Below are 17412 nucleotides of genomic sequence, written 5' to 3'. Positions count from 1 at the left end.
CATGGCCAAGTTGTTGCCTGGACAATATGTGTCCTGCCTTCCCGTCGTTGCTCTTTCCATCGTCACTAGCCTGCTCGCCGGCTGCGCCACGTTCAGCCGCAACGGCGGCATAGACGATGTACGCTCCACGGTTGCCCAACGCCTGAAACAGGACGTGGCCTTGGATAGTGCTGGAGAGGTTTCTTCGCAGCAGCGGACGGAGGAATTGTTAGCAAAGCCGCTCGGAGTCGAGGAAGCTGTGCAGCTGGCCTTGTTGAACAACCGGGGCCTGAAAGCCGGATTTGCCGAACTCGGTATTGCCGAAGCAGACCTTGTGCAGGCCGGGCGGTTGCCCAATCCGCGTTTCTCCATGCTGTACACGCGCCATGACGGCGACTACAAGATAGAACAGTCGTTCACCTTCAACCTGTTTTCCCTGCTGACGATGCCGCAGGCCAAGGCCATGGAGCAGCAACGCTTCGAACAGGCCAAGCGCGAGGTCAGCCTGCAGGTGCTGGCCTTGGCGCAGGCAACCCGGCAGGCCTGGGTTGCGGCTGTCGCCGCGGAACAATCGTCTCTGTATGCCGCGCAGGTGATGCAGGCGGCGGAAGCGGCGGCCGAGCTGGCGCGGCGCATGCACCAGCAAGGCAACTGGAGCAAGCTGGACCAGGCGCGCGAGCAAAGCTTTTATGCCGATGCCGCGCTGGAGTACGCGGCGGCGCGCGAACGCCAGCGCATGACGCGCGAGCGGTTGTCGCGTGCGATCGGGCTGGGAAACAGCGAGCAATTCACGCTGCCGCCGCGCCTGCCTGATTTGCCGGCCAAGGAGGAGGATCTTTTGCAGGTACAGCAGCAGGCTTTCCTGCAGAGGCTGGACTTGCTGGCGATGCGTGCCGAGGTGGATGCGCTCGCCAAGCAGCTCGGCCTGAGCAAGACCACGCGCCTGATCAATGTGCTGGATATCGGCCCGGCCCGCGTGCTGGAGGGGCGGCGCGGCGAGGCTTACAAGAAGGGCATCACGCTGGGCTTCGAACTGCCGCTGTTCGACTGGGGCAGGGCGCGCGTGAAGCGCGCCGAGGCAATCTATACGCAGGCGCTGGAGCGTACGGCACAAACAGCCATCGATGCTGAAACCGAGGTGCGGGCTGCCTATGCACGGTACCGCGTGCGCTACGAAATTGCGCGCCATGTTCAGGACGAGATCGTGCCGCTGCGCAAGCGCATTCTGCAAGAGCACCAGCTGCGCTACAACGGCATGCTGCTCAGCGCCTTCGAATTGCTTGCGGACGCGCGCGAGCAGGTCAGCAGCGTAAGCCGGTATATCAATGCCGTGCGTGATTTCTGGCTCGCGGACGCCGGGCTGACGATGGCGACCATGGGGCCCGTGGCATCCCTGGATGCGAATGGAAGGGGAGAATAATGTTGAATCGCCGTGATTTTTTCAAGCTGGGAGCAGTCGCAGTGGCGGCAGGCACGGTCAGCAAGGTGGCAATGGCGGCTTTGCCGGAAATTGCCAGCATGGGCAGCGCAGAAACCCAGGTGCCCCGCGCGCCTGGCAACGGCAGGCCTTTTCACCCGGTGGTGACCTTGAATGGCTGGAGCCTGCCGTGGCGCATGCGCGATGGCGTCAAGGAGTTCCACCTGGTGGCGGAACCCGTGGTGCGGGAGATCGCGCCCGGCATGCAGGCGCATCTGTGGGGTTACAACGGCCAGAGCCCTGGGCCGACGATCGAGGTGGTGGAGGGGGATCGTGTGCGCATCTACGTCACCAATCGCCTGCCGGAGGCAACCAGCGTCCACTGGCACGGGCAGCGCCTGCCCAACGGCATGGACGGCGTGAGCGGCCTCACGCAACCGGCGATCCCGGCCGGCAAGACCTTTGTCTATGAGTTCGAGGCCAAGCGTGCCGGCACCTTTATGTACCATCCGCACGCCGACGAAATGGTGCAGATGGCCATGGGCATGATGGGGTTCTGGGTCACGCACCCTAAAAATCCCGATTTCATGCGCGTGGACCGGGACTATGTCTTCCTCATCAACGCCTATGACATCGACCCCGGCAGTTACACGCCCAAGGTGGCGACCATGCTGGAGCACAATCTCTGGACTTTCAACAGTCGCGTGTTCCCGGGCGTCGCCCCCATGGTGGCCGGGCTGAACGAGCGGGTACGCATACGCGTCGGCAACCTCAGCATGACCAACCATCCCATCCACCTGCACGGGCACGAGTTTACCGTGACGGGGACTGACGGCGGTTGGGTTCCGCCTGCGGCGCGCTGGCCGGAAGTGACCGCCGATATCGCCGTCGGCCAGATGCGCGCGGTCGAGTTTGTCGCCGATGCGCCGGGGGACTGGGCTTTCCATTGCCATAAGAGCCACCATACCATGAACACCATGGGCCACCAGGTGCCGACCATGATAGGCGTAGAACAGAAGGGGCTGGTCGACAAGATCACGCAGCTGCTGCCGGACTACATGCCCATGGGGGAAAGCGGCATGGCGGAAATGGGCGAGATGGACATGCCGTTGCCGGAAAATACCCTGCCGATGATGAGCGGCAAGGGCCAGTTCGGGGACATGCACATGGGCGGCATGTTTACTGCGGTCAAGGTGCGTGCGGGATTGAAGGCCGGAGATTACAGCGATCCGGGAGATTACCCGAATCCCCCCGGCACTGTGGCGCACGAAGTCGACGCCAGCGGGGTGCCGGTGAGCAGGGCGCCCGCTGCAAACGGCGAGGGGCATACCTTGCATATCAGGAAGCCGGGCGGACATGAAGGGCATTAGCGTCACGCCCTCCGGGTTGATGCGGCCGCTATTCAGGCGTGTAGCCGGCTTCGCTGATCGCATCGCGAAAGCGGGCGATATCGGCGCTGCTGTCTATATGCACGGCCTTTTCCGCGAGGTCCACCGTGACTTTTGCCTGCGGGTCGACCGCCTGCGCAGCCTGGGTGATCGCCTGTACGCAATGATTGCAGCTCATGTCGTTGACCTTGAATGTATGCATGAAAAGCTCCAGATTGAAAATTGAGGATTGGTTGGATACAGGCGCAACAGTATGCGCCTTTCCCGCATGGTAAAGTCAAGCCTTCGTCTTGTGAGAAGCCCGTGCAAGATTGATATGATAAGGAAGTTGCCGCGATGACAAAGCAGCCACCATTGGAAAAACTGGATTTCGCCATTACCGGCATGACTTGCGCGGCTTGTGCCGGGCGCATCGAGAAATCCTTGAACAAGCTGCCGGGCGTGCAGCTGGCGAATGTCAACCTGGCAACCGAAAAAGCGCATGTGGAAGCGGTTGGCGCCGACCTGGCGCAACAGGTCGAGCAGGCGGTGTCCAAGCTGGGCTACCAGGCCCGCCTGATCAGGCCGGACGCCCCCATTGCACCTGTCGAGGATATACAGGGCGGCTGGAAGGTCGGCATCGCCGCCTTGCTGACCTTGCCGCTGGTGCTGCCGATGGTGGGAATGCTGCTGGGACAGCACTGGATGCTGCCCGGCTGGATGCAATGGCTGCTGGCAACGCCGGTGCAGTTCTGGCTGGGCGCCCGGTTTTACCGTGCGGGATGGAAGGCCGCGATCAATCTTTCGGGCAACATGGACTTGCTGGTCGCTATCGGGACTTCCGCAGCTTACGGGCTTTCCGTGTACCTGCTCTGGCAGCACTCCGCGCATCTGTATTTCGAGGCCAGCAGCGCCGTCATCACCCTGATCCTGCTGGGCAAGTGGCTGGAAAACCGGGCCAAGCGCCAGACTACCGAAGCCATACGCGCATTGCAGGCATTGCGCCCGGATACTGCGTGCGTCCGCCGCAACGGCGTCGAGCAGGATATGCCATTGACCGAAGTCATGGTAGGCGACATGGTGTTGGTGCGTCCTGGCGAGCGAGTGCCTGTGGACGGGGAGATACGCGAAGGGGGCAGCCACCTTGATGAATCCATGCTCACTGGCGAAAGCGTGCCGGTCAAGAAAGGGGTGGACGGCAAGGTGACAGGCGGTGCCGTGAACCTGGATGGCGTATTGCTGGTGGAGACGACGGCGATCGGCGCAGAGACCACCCTTTCCCGCATCATCCGCATGGTGGAGGATGCGCAGATCGCCAAGCCGGCCATTCAGCGCTTGGTCGACAAGGTGAGCGCCGTATTCGTGCCGCTGGTGTTGCTGATTGCCGCACTGACATTAGCGGGGTGGGTATGGCACGACGGACAGTGGGAGCAAGCCGTGCTCAATGCGGTGGCGGTGCTGGTGATTGCCTGCCCTTGCGCGCTCGGGCTGGCAACGCCTACTGCCATCATGGCCGGGACCGGCGTCGCGGCGCGATACGGCATCCTCATCAAGGATGCGGATGCGCTGGAGCTGGCGCATAGGATCGATACGGTGGCATTCGACAAGACCGGCACGCTGACGGTGGGCAAGCCTCGTGTAGCCAAGGTGGCCAGCATGCCGGGGCGGGAGCTTCAATTGCTCAGGCTGGCGGCTGCACTGGAACGGGGCAGCCACCATCCGTTGGCCGTGGCGGTACTGGAGCATGCACAAGCCGCAGGGATCGAGGCTGCCACTGCGACAGATGCCGTGGCATTGCCGGGCAGCGGCCTGATGGCGAAGGTCGATGGCCGTCGCGTCTGGCTGGGCAACCAGCGTGCCATGCAGCAGGCGGGCGTATCGACGGAAGGCATGCAAGCCGAGCTTGCGTCTCTGCAGGAACACGGGTACACCATTTCCTGGCTCGCTGCGGATAACGACGTCGGGCAGCCTGAGCTGCTTGGCCTCATGGCATTCGGCGATGAGCTCAAGTCCGAGGCGGCGGCGTCGATACAGCATCTACACGCGCTCGGCATCAGGGTGTTGCTCTTGACTGGCGACAACCCGGCCAGCGCGCAGCGCATCAGCCGGCAACTGGAGCTTGACGAGGTGTACGCAGAGCAGTTGCCTGATACCAAGGCATCAGTCGTGACGGGTTTGCGCCAACGGGACAGGGTGGTGGCCATGGTCGGAGATGGCATTAATGACGCGCCTGCGCTGGCTGCGGCGGATATTGGCTTTGCCATGTCCAGCGGGACGGATGTCGCGATGCATACCGCAGCCGTCACCTTGATGCGTAGCAGCCCATTGCTGGTGGCGGATACGATCTCGATTTCGCGCCGAACTTACAGCAAGATACGGCAGAACCTGTTCTGGGCGTTCATTTACAACCTGGTGGGGATCCCGCTGGCGGCCATGGGCTTGCTGAACCCCGTGGTGGCTGGTGCGGCGATGGCGTTGAGCTCGGCCAGCGTGGTCACCAACGCCTTGATGTTGCGGCGCTGGCGGCCTGCAGGAATGGCGCGTTCAGGGGGTGATGGCGATTGACCCGGTATTGTGGATAATTGCTTGAGTTCCATTGCTTGAACTGCTTCATGGGGGGGATAGCGCTTTTAGGGTGTGATTCAATGCCGGAATCGGATATCCGGTATTCGATACTTAATAAAAATTAGCTGAATGATGCAAGTGCGTCCGCCGCCAAGGCGCCCGCCTCAAACGCTCAGTTCATGCGTATGGATCGGCAAGGCCCGGTAAAACTTTTTATGCTGGGGTCGGCGGCAGCATTGTAGAATGCTCAGCCAAGCATGGAGGCCTTCGGGTCGGCCGGTTCATACAGCTTCATTCAGGGGAGGGAATGGTTGCGTTCATGCCATTGATGGTGAAAGCCATGCCGATCAAGCGCTGGACTATGCGCTGGCTGTTATCATGCCTGTTGGCGTGCCAAGTGCTATTGGCACACGCCCAACCGTTGGCAGGGAGCGGCACGTGGTATGAAGCCGTCGAGCATGACGGCTCGAAAGAGGCATGGCACGAACAGGACCGATTGAAACCTGTCGCCAGCCCCGCCAAAACCGGCGGGTATTTCATCTACAAGGCTGCATTCGACCTGGCTGAGGCTGGGCATTACGTCATCGATTTCGACAGCTCCAGCGTCATCGGCCATTTTACCCACCATATCTATAATGCCGCGGGGGAGCAGGTGGCGGAGCTCAAAGGCGGAATACAATCCCGCGTCGCCAACCCCTACATGCTGCGCCATGGGCGCGACATCATGCTGCCGGCAGGGCGCTACGAACTGGTGAGCGAGGTCAGCGCGCCGTTTTTCCTTGCCCATCCGCAGCCCTACATCGCCACGCTCCCGGAATACCAGCAGTCGATCAAGTTCGGCAACGCCGTCGTACTGGTGTCGTACGGCGCCATGCTGATCCTCGCGATCTACTACGCCGCCCTGGGCTATATCCGCAAGCAGGCAACGGACCGCATGTACGCCCTGTTCATCCTCGGCAACATTTTCTACAACGGCACCGCATTGTTGATCCTGCCCGACTTGTTCGGCGTGCATTGGTTTTACCTGATCAGTTTCCCCATCCTGTTCTCCAATATCGCCTATGTCTATTTCGTGATCTACCTGCTCGAGCTGCGCAGGTATTCCGATTCCAAGCTGTGCCGGCTGGGGCACGGCATTATTTTCCTGCTCGCCCTGTTCATTCCGGCAGCCCTGATCTGGCCCAATATTTCGCTGGAGCTTGCGCGGGTCGGGGTCGGCATGATCATGCTGTATGGATTGACGGCTGGAATCAGGAAGGCATGGCGGGGGAACCTGATCGCGAAATACTACCTGGGCGCGATTTCGGCCTTTTTCGTGATTGGCGCGTATTCCATCACCAATACGCGCGTGAGCGGATCGCAGACTTTCTATATAGAGCACCTGGGAATGCTGGCTGTGACGGTCGAAATGGTGCTGCTGGCCCTGGTGTTGGCGCGCCAGTTTGCCTTGCTCAACCATGAAAAGGAGCATGCCTTGACGCTGTCGAAACGGCACCTGAAGATCGCGCATACCGATGCCCTGACCGAGCTGCCCAACCGTTACGCGCTGGACCAGGAGTTGTCCGCGCTGCCGGTCGACGGCGTGCTGGTCTTCATTGATATCGACGGCCTCAAGTTCTACAACGACAACTACGGCCACAAGCGCGGCGACGAACTGCTACGTTCTTTTGCCTACACGGTGAATGAAGCGCTCGGCAAATTGGGCGTCCTGCATCGGATCGGCGGGGATGAGTTTGCGATTACCAGTCCGCAAGGCAATGTGCAAAAGCTGGAGGCATGCCTGGCGAGGTCTATCGATATGCTGCGGAAGCAGGGGTTCGAGTTTGCGGGCATGAGTTACGGCATCGCCCATGCCATGGAAAGCCGTGACAGCAACATGCTCAAGTATCTGGCGGACACGCGCATGTATGCGCAGAAGCGTGAACGCCAGCGTAGTGCCGAGCAACATCCGAGAAAAACAACGACAACCGTTTGATCACAAGGAGGATAAAAAATGAAGAAATGGCCTTTGCTTTGGCCCGTGCTGGTCTGTCTGGCACTGCCATTGATCGCTGCATGGTTTGCCTATCCCGATACCCATCTGCCGCCGGGGTTCGGCGTATTCCCACCGGATTACGACCAACCCGTGCCGGGCTTCAACCCGACGATATTCATCGTCATTGCCTTGGTGGAAATCGCCTTCGGCATTTTCCTGCTGTTCCCGGGCTGGTTCGGCTTCAAGCCGGTCCCGCCCGCACCTAAGCCCGCTAAAAAGCCGTTCCCGCTCTGGTTCTGGATCGGTGCGGCATTCACCCTGTTCTTCTGGTGGCTGATGTGGGCGCGCGTCACGCCATTCGGCAACCTGGTCTATTATGCCTTCAGCCCGATGTGGTGGGGTTTCATCCTGGTGCTGGATGGTTGGACCTACCGGCGCAACAATGGCGTCTCGCTGCTGTCCAGCAAGCCGAAAACCTTCGCCATCAGTGCGCTGGTATCGGTATTCGGCTGGCTGTTCTTCGAGTATTACGACTAATTCGTGCTGGGGAACTGGTATTACCCCAATACGCACATTCCCGGCTTGTCGCACGGCTTGATCGTGGCCTTGTTCCTGATCGCCTACACCACCGTGTGGCCCGCCATCTTTGAATGGTACACGTTGCTCAAGACCTGTCCCAAACTGGCTAGCCGCTACAGCCAGGGCCCGAAGCTGGCATTGCCTGCCTGGCTGCTGATCTGGGGCGGATTTGCGCTGATTTTCCTCATGACCTTCCTGCCTTACCCATTGTTCTGGGTGGTATGGATCGGGCCGTTCGCAGTGGTGGCGGGCATACTCATGCGCCTCAATATCTGGAACCCGGTCAGCGCGCTGGCCCAGGGCAACTGGACCCCGATGATCCTGGTGGCGCTGGCTTCGCTGTTCAACGGTTTCTTCTGGGAAGTATGGAACTACGGCAGCGCGCATCCGTTGCCTGAATTGCAGACCAATCCCAACTACTGGATCTACAACATTCCCTATGTCGACGTGATCCACATTTTTGCGGAAATGCCGTTGCTCGGCTTCTTCGGCTACCTGCCGTTCGGGGTGCTGGTCTGGGTGGTGTTCATCTGGGCGGGCAAGGTGTTTGGTTTCGACTCCAGCATCGAGCTGGAGCAGAAGTAAGGCCCCGGCATCGGGCGCGGCAAACGCGCCTGATGCCTATTGCCAGCGGCGGCTCAGCATGAAGTGCAGGAACAGGGCCTCGTTCCGCAGCTGGGCATCGCCGAATGGCAGCTCTCTATTGTTGTAGTTGACCTTCACCACCGGGGAGTACTCCAGACCGCCGGTGAACGTCCATTCGGGACTGAACTTGTAGGCGGCGCCAAAGGTGTAGTGGTGCTCGAGTATGCCAGCGATGAACGGCGTGGTGGACGCCCTGGGCATGGGATTGCGCCCGTAGTTGTATCCGGCATAGAGCGTGGTCTTGTCATTCAGTTCGTGGGCGAGTCCCAGCGCCAATATCACCTGGTCATGCCAATCCATGCGGTTGCTGCTTGTGATTTGGGAGGGCGCAAATGCGCTGTCCGGATTGCGGGCGGTCAGTGTGGTGGACTTCAGCGCCTCGGACCAGTTGATCCAGTTGAGCTTGAAGGCGAGCAACCAATCGGCCTCGGGCTTCCATGCCAGGCCGACCGCCACTTCCCTGGGAGTGGCAAAACCGTCCAGCTTGGCGTCGTCGTAATGGAATGTCTGGGCCCCGGCATTGAGCGAGAACGACCCTCCGGTGAGGGGCAGCTTGGTTTTTTCCGTGTAAGCCGCACCAAGGGTCAATGTGGGGCTGAGCTTGTATTGCAGGCCGATCTTGAAGTTGGGGCGTATGCCGTCGGCATCTTCCAGCTTGATGCCGCCAATGCCGGGGGAGTCGCGATAAAGCGATTGTTGGATACTGGCGTAGGTGAACCCTACCGTGGTTCCCAGCGATAGCCGCTCAGTCACCTGGCAGCCTATGCCGACACCAATCTTGGCAATCCCGAACTTGGCAGAGAAATTATCCTGGCCGTTCTGTGAGGTATTGATGTTGCGGAATACGCCGCCGGCGCCTCCCTGCACGAAGGTGCCGACTCCGGCCGTACATGGCAGGCTTTCCAGGGATTGCACATAACCGCCTCCCGCCAAGGGAGTATAACGGTTGGAGGCATGCACGTCGCTGCCGTGTTGATCCGCATGCGATAAGTCCAAGGTGCGCAACACGCTGCCAAAACCGTCGAACGCCTTGCCCTGGACCTGGGCGAGCCCGGCAGGATTGGTGTTGATGGCGGAGCTGTCGCGCGCTACCGCCACATCGGCGCCGCCCATGAGCAGCGATTCCGCCCCGAAGCCGATCAGGTTGAACCCGTTGGTGGCGTGGGCCGGCAATGCCAGGGAGAATAACAAGGCCGTCGCACCCCGGCCCGCTTGTCGCGCCCTCAGGCGCATGAAACTGGTTGTCATTGAATTAATTGCCTGATTTATCAGTTGAATTTATAAATTTTTAGCGTGTTTTCATCATGGTGTAGGTATTCCAAGGTAAAATGCGGACGCTATGGAATTACGACCGGAATCACCACGTTTACTGAGCGCTTATCGGCCATACTGGGCCAAGCGCTTCGGCACCGCCCCCATTTTACCCATGACGCGCGAAGAAATGGAGAAGTTGGGCTGGGATAGTTGCGACATTATCCTGGTCACGGGCGACGCCTACATCGACCACCCCAGTTTCGGCATGGCCCTGGTGGGGCGCTTGCTGGAGGCCCAGGGCTTTCGTGTCGGCATCATTGCCCAGCCAGACTGGCATTCTGCCGATCCGTTCCGTGCGTTGGGCAAGCCCAACCTGTATTTCGGCATTACCGCCGGCAACATGGATTCCATGGTCAACCACTATACGGCGGATCGCAAGATCCGCTCTGACGACGCGTACACCCCCGGCGCGATAGCCGGCAAACGGCCTGACCGCGCCGTCCTGGTATATTCGCAGCGTTGCCGTGAAGCCTTTCCGGGCGTGCCGCTGGTGATCGGCAGCATCGAGGCCTCGTTGCGCCGGATTGCGCACTACGATTACTGGTCCGACAAGGTGCGCCGTTCGGTGCTGGTCGATTCCAAGGCGGATATCCTGATCTACGGCAACGCAGAGCGTGCATTGGTCGAAATCAGCCACCGCATCGCCAAGGGCGAATCCGTCAGCGAGATTACCGATATACGCGGCACCGCCTTCCTGCGCAAGCACGTGCCTGAAGGCTGGGAGGAAGTGTCTTCCACCGCCCTGGACCGCCCGGGCAAGATAGACAAGCCGGTGGATCCCTATGCAATGGAACCGGCGATGGAGCAAACCGGCGAGTCATGCGCATCCACAGCCGCCGCCGCGGCCAACAAGGGCCTGGAGCCGGGCGTGCAGGCCATCACCATCGTGCGCAAGCCGAACAAGCCCAAGGCAGAGCGCAGCAGGCAGTTCATCCGCCTGCCTGCCTTCGAGGAAGTTTCCCAGGACCCGGTGCTGTACGCCCACGCCTCGCGCGTGCTGCACCTCGAGGCCAACCCGGGCAATGCGCGCGTATTGGTGCAACGGCACGGAGACCGCGAAGTCTGGCTGAATCCGCCGCCGATCCCGCTGACGACCAAGGAAATGGACTATGTCTACGACCTCACGTACGCGCGCACGCCGCACCCGGCATACAAGGGAGAGCGTATCCCGGCCTGGGAGATGATCCGTTTCTCGGTCAACATCATGCGCGGCTGTTTCGGCGGCTGCACGTTCTGCTCGATTACAGAGCACGAGGGCCGTATCATCCAGAGCCGCTCGGAAGCCTCCATCCTCAAGGAGATCGAGGAAGTGCGCGACAAGGTGGAAGGGTTCACCGGTACCATCTCCGACCTCGGCGGCCCGACAGCGAACATGTACCGCCTCGCCTGCAAGAGCGAGACCATAGAGAAGAATTGCCGCAAGCTCTCCTGCGTGTTCCCTGGCATCTGCGAAAACCTCAACACCGACCATTCGCACCTGATCCAACTATACCGCAAGGCGAGGGCGATCCCCGGCATCAAGCGCATTCAGATCGGTTCCGGCCTGCGTTACGACCTCGCCGTGAAATCGCCGGAATACGTAAAGGAACTGGTGCAGCACCACGTCGGCGGCTATCTCAAGATTGCGCCCGAGCATTCCGAGGAGAACGTGCTCAGCAAGATGATGAAGCCGGCGATGACCGCCTACGACGAATTCAAGGAAATGTTCGAAAGGTTCTCGCGCGAGGCGGGCAAGGAGCAATACCTGATTCCCTACTTCATCGCGGCGCACCCGGGCACTACCGATGAAGACATGCTCAACCTGGCCTTGTGGCTGAAGAAATACGATTTCAAGCTCGACCAGGTGCAGACCTTCACCCCGACGCCGATGGCGATGGCGACCGCCATGTATCATTCGGGCAAGAACCCCTTGCGCAAGGTGACCCACGACAGCGAAGACGTGCCGATCCCCAAGGCGGGCGGCGTGCGCCGTCTGCACAAGGCCTTCATCCGCTATCACGACCCCAACAATTGGCCGATGCTGCGCGAGGCATTGAAGAAAATGGGCCGCGAAGACCTGATCGGCAACGGCAAGAAGCACTTGGTGCCTGCTTGGCAGCCGATCTTGCCCAAGGAGCAGGCCAAGACCAACGGCAGCCGCCGCGCGGCCAAGCCTGCAGCAGCTGCGCCACGCCCGGCGGGCCGCGCGCCTGTCGCCGGCAAGCGGCCTGCCGCTTCGCATTCCGGCAGGCCTGCCAGGAAGCCTGGCCGTCCGTAAAGCTGCATGACGGGGATGCGTACTTTCTTAAGCCTCACAAGTTTGCTCTTGCGGGGCTTTTTTTCCGCCTGCTGCCTGTGGTCCGCCGTCGCCATGGCGGCTGGCGACGGCATGCTGTGGAAGGTGCAGGCGGGCAACGGCACTGTCAGCTACCTGTTCGGCACCATCCATGTGGACGATCCCAGGGTGACGACCTTGGCAGAGCCCGTCATTGCGGCGCTTGAGTCTGCGCAATCGTTCATGATGGAGGTGCTGCCCTCCAATGACGTCTCGCCTTACTATATGCAGGGCAGCCTGGCCCAGCTGTTGACCGAGGCAGAGCTGGAGCAAGTCTATGCCGCTGCCGATTTTCACGGCCTGCCGCGCGACATGGCGTTGCGCATGAAGCCGTGGCTGCTGTCCATGGTGTTCGACCTGCCCGTATCGCAGTCTCCCTATACCCTGGATGTGCAGCTTTACCTGCAGGCGCAACGCGCAGGCAAGGCCGTCGAGGCGCTGGAAACGCCGCAGGAGCATTTTTCCGCGCTGGAAAGCATCAAGCTGGAAGAGCAGTTGCAGATATTGCGCAGCGTGCTCAAGCGTAGCCAGGAGCAAAAGGAAAAAGACTTCGAACTGCTGATACAGGCTTATCTTTCCGGCGATCTGGATAAAGTGGCCGCGCTGGATTCCGAGCTGACGGCGGATGACCTGCCTGCCGGGCTGTGGGAAAAGCTGCGCGTCAAGTTGCTGGACGAGCGCAACGTGCGCATGGCTGAGCGCATTGCCGCTGCCGCCGACCGGCAGCCGGTATTCGTGGCTGTCGGCGCAGCGCATTTGCCTGGAGAGGGCGGCGTCATCGATTTGCTCAACCGCTCAGGCTTTAACGTGTCTCCCGTCAAATAGCCAATGCCTCATTAGCTTTGCGCTTGCTTGGCATTTTGTCTAGCGCTTGTTCACATTCCAGGCGCGCTATAATCAAGCTATCCCACATAATGCATATGGATTGATTATGGCGATGCCCGACCGCATCAACTTGCGCCCCCTGGAGCGCAACGACCTGCATTTCGTACACAAAATCAACAACAACGATACCATCATGCGCTATTGGTTCGAGGAGCCTTACGAAGCTTATGACGAGCTGGTCGCCCTGTACGACAGGCACATTCACGACCAGAACGAGCGGCGCTTCATTATCGAGCTGGAAAACGGCGAGCTGGCAGGGCTGGTCGAGCTGGTGGAGATCAACTACATCCACCGGCGCGCCGAGTTCCAGATCATCATCGCGCCCGATTACCAGGGCCGCGGCCTTGCCAAGTCGGCGACGCGCATTGCGGTGGGCTATGCCTTCCGCGTGCTGAACCTGCACAAGGTGTACCTGGTCGTGGACACGGACAACCAGGCGGCGATCCATATTTATGAAACCTGCGGCTTCGAGGTGGAAGGGCACTTGAAGGAAGAGTTCTTCTCCAACGGCTCTTACCGGGATGCCTTGCGCATGCGCTTGTTGCAGGACGATTACCTGCGCCATGTCGGGCCGGCGCCCGTGGATGCCTCGGTCTTGAGGGAGTGGCAGGATTACTGATCCTGCCTTCCTCCTCGTTGCAACACCGTTACGATACGAGCTTCAGGCCGATAATGGAGCCGATCAACAGCAGCAGGAACATGATGCGTAAGGTGCCGGCCGGATCGCCGAACAGCCAGATGCCGATTACGGCGGTACCGCAGGCGCCGATGCCGGTCCAGATGGCATAGGCGGTTCCCAGCGGGATGCCTTCCAGCGCCTTGGTAAGCATGAAGAAGCTCAGGATCGTAAACACCAGGAAGCCGATCGAAGGCAAAGGCCTGCTGAAGCTCTCGGAAAATTTCAGGCAGGTGGTGAAGCCGATTTCAAACACACCGGCCAGCAACAGGTATATCCAGGACATATGCAACCCTTTCATGCAGCTCGGGCCGTCCCGGGATCGTGGAGCATGATGGGGCCGTCCCCATCACGTGAGCGTTGGCTGAGAATACCGCCAGCGACAGACATGAACTGATTCTTTCACGTCCCGGCACGGCTGTCAAACCAGGCCGGGAAATACCGCCGTTCAGGAATGCAGGCCGATGGCCTGCATGAAAAGCCGCATGAGAAAGGCGGCGGCCAGCATTGCCGTGACGCTGGCCGCCCAGATCAAGGCGAGCCAGAGCAGGCGCTTGATCCAGGCCGGTCGCGCCTTGTCCTGGTCAGTGGTAGCCATCGCCGTGCCGCACCTTGCCCTTGAAGACGCGGTATGACCAGATCGTGTAGGCCAGGATGACGGGGATGATGGCCAGGGTGCCGACCAGCGCGAACTTGAGGCTGGCGGGGGGCGCCGCGGCTTCCCAGATCGTGACGTGCGGCGGGATGATCTGCGGCCAGATGCTGATCGCCAGGCCAAACAAGCCCAGCAGCACAATGATCAAGGCGGCGATGAAGGGCTGGCGGTCGTAGCCCGACTTGAGTTCGCGCATGAGGGAATACAGGCTGATGGCGACCAGCACGGGCACGAAGGAGAGGAAGTAGAAATTTGGCAGGCTGAACCAGCGCTCGGCGATACTCGGGTGGGCCAGCGGCGTCCAGATGCTCACGCCCGCCAGCGCTATCACGACCAGCCCTACCAGAGGGCGGGTGATTTGCAGCATGCGTTGCTGCAGCTTGTCCTCGGTCTTCATGATGAGCCAGGTGCTGCCCAGCATGGCATAGGCGACCATCACGCCCAGCCCGGTAAACAGCGAGAACGGGCTGACCCAGTCAAATGCGCCGCCGGAGAATGCGTTGCCGCTCAGCACGATGCCGTTGATATAGGCGCCTAGCGTCACCCCCTGGAAGAATGCCGCAGTGACGGAGCCGCCGATAAAGGCCTTGTCCCAGAACGCCTGCTCGCGCTCGGGCGCCTTGAAGCGGAACTCGAACGCCACGCCGCGGAAAATCAGCCCCAGCAGCATCAGGATAATCGGCTGGTACAGGGCGCTCAGCACCACCGCGTACGCCAGCGGGAAGGCCGCCATGAGGCCGGCGCCGCCCAGCACCAGCCAGGTTTCGTTGCCGTCCCAGACGGGAGCCACGGTGTTCATCATCACGTCGCGGTCATGCTTATCCTTGACGAACGGGAAGAGGATGCCGATCCCGAGGTCGAACCCGTCCATGATCACGTACATTGCGATGGCGAACAGGATCACCGCCAGCCATATCATTGGTAAATCAAAATCCATCTACTACGATTCCTTAGCGTTATGCGATTGCGATTCTAGCGAGAAAGAGGCGTCGGGGGCAGACAGCGGACGCATAGGTTGCCTTGGCTGGCCCGGACCGCCTTCGGGTTCCGGCGACCCGTGCCGAACGGGCAGGCGCATAAGATGCATCAAGTAGCTGATCCCAATGCCGAACACAAAAAAGTAGACTGCGACAAACAAGGCCAACGAACCCGCAAGGGAAGATATATCATGGTTGGAAACCGCATCAGCGGTACGCATGATGCCATAAACCACCCAGGGCTGGCGTCCTATTTCCGTGGTGAACCAGCCCGCCAGGATGGCAATCACGCCGGCAGGGCCCATCCACAATGCCATGCGCAGGAAACCCCTGTGAGTATACAAGCTGCCGCGGTAACGCAGCCATACGCTCCATAGGCCCAGCGCGATCATCATTATCCCCAGCCCGACCATGACGCGGAAAGACCAGAAGATGATGCTGGCATTGGGGCGGTCTTCAGGAGGAAAATCCTTGAGCGCCGGCACCCGGCCATCCCAGCTGTGCGTGAGGATCAGGCTGCCCAGGTGCGGGATGCCAACGGCAAAACGCGTGGTTTCCGCCCCCATGTCCGGCAGGCCGAACAGCAACAAGGGCACGCCGCCTTCATGATGCTCCCAGTGTCCCTCGATGGCAGCCAGTTTGGCAGGCTGGTGCTTGAGCGTATTCAGGCCGTGGAAATCGCCGACTACCGCCTGCAGCGGGGCAACGCCGACCAGCATCCACATCGCCATCGACAGCATGGTGCGCGTCGCTTCGGTTGTCTGTCCCTTTAACAGGTGCCACGCCCCGGCCGCGCCCACCATCAAGGCGGTCGCCAGGAAAGCGGCAATTCCCATATGCACCAGGCGGTAAGGGAAAGAAGGGTTGAAAATGATTGCCCACCAATCGACCGGCACCACGATGCCGTTCGCGATCTCGAAGCCTTGCGGGGTCTGCATCCAGCTATTGGATGCCAGAATCCACGTGGCTGAAATCAATGTGCCCAATGCCACCATCGCGGTTGAAAGCAAGTGAAGTCCTGGCCCGACCCGGCTCCACCCGAACATCATCACCCCGAGAAATCCGGCCTCAAGGAAGAAGGCGGTGAGCACCTCGTAGGTAAGCAAGGGCCCGGTGACGCTGCCGGCAAAGGCGGAGAAGCCGCTCCAGTTGGTCCCGAACTGGTAGGCCATGACCAGCCCCGACACCACGCCCATGCCGAAATTGACGCCGAATATCTTCAGCCAGTAGTGGTAAAGGTCCTTGTACACTTCGCGTCCGGTTTTGAGCCACATGGCCTCGAGCACGAACAGGTAGCTGGCAAGGCCGATGGTGATTGCCGGGAAGATGATATGGAACGAGACGGTGAAGGCAAACTGGATGCGCGCTAGGTCGAGCGCTGAGATGTCTGGCATGGCGGTGTTCTGACTCCTTGATAACCAACCTGCAGGCACGCTTGGTAAACGGTGCCTGAAACGCAAGACTGCTAGCTTACTGTGTGCCCCTTTGCCTCAACAGGCCCAGATTCATCAATAAACACCATCACAGATTGTAACGGTGGCTTATGCGGTAAATCGCGCTGCCTGGGCTTCTATCGTCTCGATGGCAAGGTCGAAGTCCATGGACTTGTCGAAAAAGTGGTCCACGCCCAATTCATTCGCCATTTGGCGGTATTGCGGATAGGCATGATTGGTGAGGATCAGGTAGGCCGGGCGCGGGAAGGGGAAGTCCGGCCGCTGCGTGGCCTTGATCACTTCGAAGCCATTGCCCTGGGCCAGCTCGATATCCACCAGCAGCAAGTCATAGGGCTGCTCATAAAGCTGCGCAATGGCTTCATCCTGGCTCAGCGCGACCCCTTCGAAGGACAAGCCCCTACAGTCGGACAAGATGTCCATGATCGTTTCGCGCAAAAGCCGCGAATCCTCGACGAGCAACACTTTCATTGCTCTAGTACCCGGCTCCACACCACTGCGGCTTTCTTTCATGATGGTATTCATAGGCTCAAAAATCATTGCTTGTGAATTCTATCGGGCAGCAAGGGGGGGTGCCATCCGCCTTAATCCTACATCTTCTTACGTTGACGGC

Annotated in this window: 16 protein-coding genes; 9 read left to right on the top strand and 7 right to left on the bottom strand. The window is 60.3% G+C overall.

Features of this window, described 5'->3' with window-relative positions; genetic code table 11:
* Window position 1: 1 nt before the first annotated feature.
* Both ACJSDX_RS07765 and ACJSDX_RS07760 read left to right on the top strand, forming a co-directional pair.
* Window positions 2-1399, top strand: a complete 1398-nt coding sequence (locus ACJSDX_RS07765; protein ID WP_407994216.1) for a TolC family protein — start codon at window positions 2-4, stop codon at window positions 1397-1399.
* Window positions 1399-2766, top strand: a complete 1368-nt coding sequence (locus tag ACJSDX_RS07760; RefSeq protein ID WP_407994215.1) for a multicopper oxidase family protein — start codon at window positions 1399-1401, stop codon at window positions 2764-2766. Before ACJSDX_RS07765 ends, ACJSDX_RS07760 begins: the two co-directional genes overlap by 1 nt.
* Before the next feature lie 28 nt (window positions 2767-2794).
* Here the strand turns inward: ACJSDX_RS07760 and ACJSDX_RS07755 are convergent, their stop codons facing one another.
* Window positions 2795-2986 carry a heavy-metal-associated domain-containing protein gene (locus tag ACJSDX_RS07755; RefSeq protein WP_309564873.1) on the bottom strand — a complete coding sequence of 64 codons (192 nt, stop codon included), beginning with the start codon at window positions 2984-2986 and terminating at the stop codon, window positions 2795-2797.
* A 134-nt stretch (window positions 2987-3120) separates the two neighbouring features.
* On the opposite strand from ACJSDX_RS07755, the gene ACJSDX_RS07750 reads away from it, so the two are divergent.
* The 4 genes from ACJSDX_RS07750 (at window position 3121) to ACJSDX_RS07735 (ending at window position 8467) form a co-directional block, all read left to right on the top strand.
* Window positions 3121-5328, top strand: coding sequence for a heavy metal translocating P-type ATPase (locus tag ACJSDX_RS07750; RefSeq protein WP_407994214.1), 2208 nt, complete (start codon window positions 3121-3123; stop codon window positions 5326-5328).
* Between the two features lie 307 nt (window positions 5329-5635).
* A complete protein-coding gene (locus tag ACJSDX_RS07745; RefSeq protein WP_407994213.1) occupies window positions 5636-7303 on the top strand; it encodes a GGDEF domain-containing protein in 1668 nt (555 codons plus the stop codon).
* 18 nt (window positions 7304-7321) lie between these two features.
* Window positions 7322-7840, top strand: a complete 519-nt coding sequence (locus tag ACJSDX_RS07740; protein WP_407994212.1) for a hypothetical protein — start codon at window positions 7322-7324, stop codon at window positions 7838-7840.
* Between the two features lie 3 nt (window positions 7841-7843).
* Entirely contained in the window at window positions 7844-8467 is a 624-nt protein-coding gene (locus tag ACJSDX_RS07735; RefSeq protein WP_407994211.1) for a hypothetical protein, read from the top strand.
* Window positions 8468-8503: 36 nt separating this feature from the next.
* Here the strand turns inward: ACJSDX_RS07735 and ACJSDX_RS07730 are convergent, their stop codons facing one another.
* On the bottom strand, window positions 8504-9775 hold the full coding sequence (locus ACJSDX_RS07730) for an OmpP1/FadL family transporter (RefSeq protein ID WP_407994210.1): 1272 nt from the start codon (window positions 9773-9775) through the stop codon (window positions 8504-8506).
* A gap of 91 nt (window positions 9776-9866) precedes the next feature.
* Here ACJSDX_RS07730 and ACJSDX_RS07725 point away from each other — a divergent pair, with 91 nt between their 5' ends.
* The 3 genes from ACJSDX_RS07725 (at window position 9867) to speG (ending at window position 13659) form a co-directional block, all read left to right on the top strand.
* Window positions 9867-12098, top strand: coding sequence for a YgiQ family radical SAM protein (locus ACJSDX_RS07725; RefSeq protein ID WP_407994209.1), 2232 nt, complete (start codon window positions 9867-9869; stop codon window positions 12096-12098).
* A 15-nt stretch (window positions 12099-12113) separates the two neighbouring features.
* Complete coding sequence (locus tag ACJSDX_RS07720) at window positions 12114-12980, top strand: TraB/GumN family protein (protein ID WP_407994208.1); 867 nt, start codon at window positions 12114-12116, stop codon at window positions 12978-12980.
* Between the two features lie 106 nt (window positions 12981-13086).
* Window positions 13087-13659: a spermidine N1-acetyltransferase gene (gene speG, locus ACJSDX_RS07715; RefSeq protein WP_407994207.1), complete on the top strand. Its 573-nt coding sequence runs from the start codon at window positions 13087-13089 to the stop codon at window positions 13657-13659.
* 28 nt (window positions 13660-13687) lie between these two features.
* On the opposite strand, the gene ACJSDX_RS07710 is transcribed toward speG, so the two are convergent.
* The 5 genes from ACJSDX_RS07710 to ACJSDX_RS07690 all read right to left on the bottom strand — a co-directional run bounded on the left by ACJSDX_RS07710 (window position 13688) and on the right by ACJSDX_RS07690 (window position 17312).
* Complete coding sequence (locus tag ACJSDX_RS07710) at window positions 13688-14002, bottom strand: DMT family transporter (RefSeq protein WP_407994206.1); 315 nt, start codon at window positions 14000-14002, stop codon at window positions 13688-13690.
* 162 nt (window positions 14003-14164) lie between these two features.
* Window positions 14165-14314, bottom strand: coding sequence for a DUF2474 domain-containing protein (locus ACJSDX_RS07705; RefSeq protein WP_309564882.1), 150 nt, complete (start codon window positions 14312-14314; stop codon window positions 14165-14167).
* Window positions 14301-15308, bottom strand: coding sequence for a cytochrome d ubiquinol oxidase subunit II (cydB, locus tag ACJSDX_RS07700; protein ID WP_407994205.1), 1008 nt, complete (start codon window positions 15306-15308; stop codon window positions 14301-14303). The genes ACJSDX_RS07705 and cydB overlap by 14 nt, the downstream gene beginning before the upstream one ends.
* A 3-nt stretch (window positions 15309-15311) precedes the next feature.
* Window positions 15312-16742: a cytochrome ubiquinol oxidase subunit I gene (locus tag ACJSDX_RS07695; protein WP_407994204.1), complete on the bottom strand. Its 1431-nt coding sequence runs from the start codon at window positions 16740-16742 to the stop codon at window positions 15312-15314.
* Between the two features lie 147 nt (window positions 16743-16889).
* On the bottom strand, window positions 16890-17312 hold the full coding sequence (locus tag ACJSDX_RS07690; protein ID WP_407994203.1) for a response regulator: 423 nt from the start codon (window positions 17310-17312) through the stop codon (window positions 16890-16892).
* Window positions 17313-17412 lie beyond the last annotated feature (100 nt).

The organism is Methylobacillus draconifructus, from assembly GCF_045984355.1.
In the GTDB taxonomy this organism is placed as follows: domain Bacteria; phylum Pseudomonadota; class Gammaproteobacteria; order Burkholderiales; family Methylophilaceae; genus Methylobacillus; species Methylobacillus flagellatus_A.
This window is presented reverse-complemented; position numbering and strand designations above follow the sequence as displayed.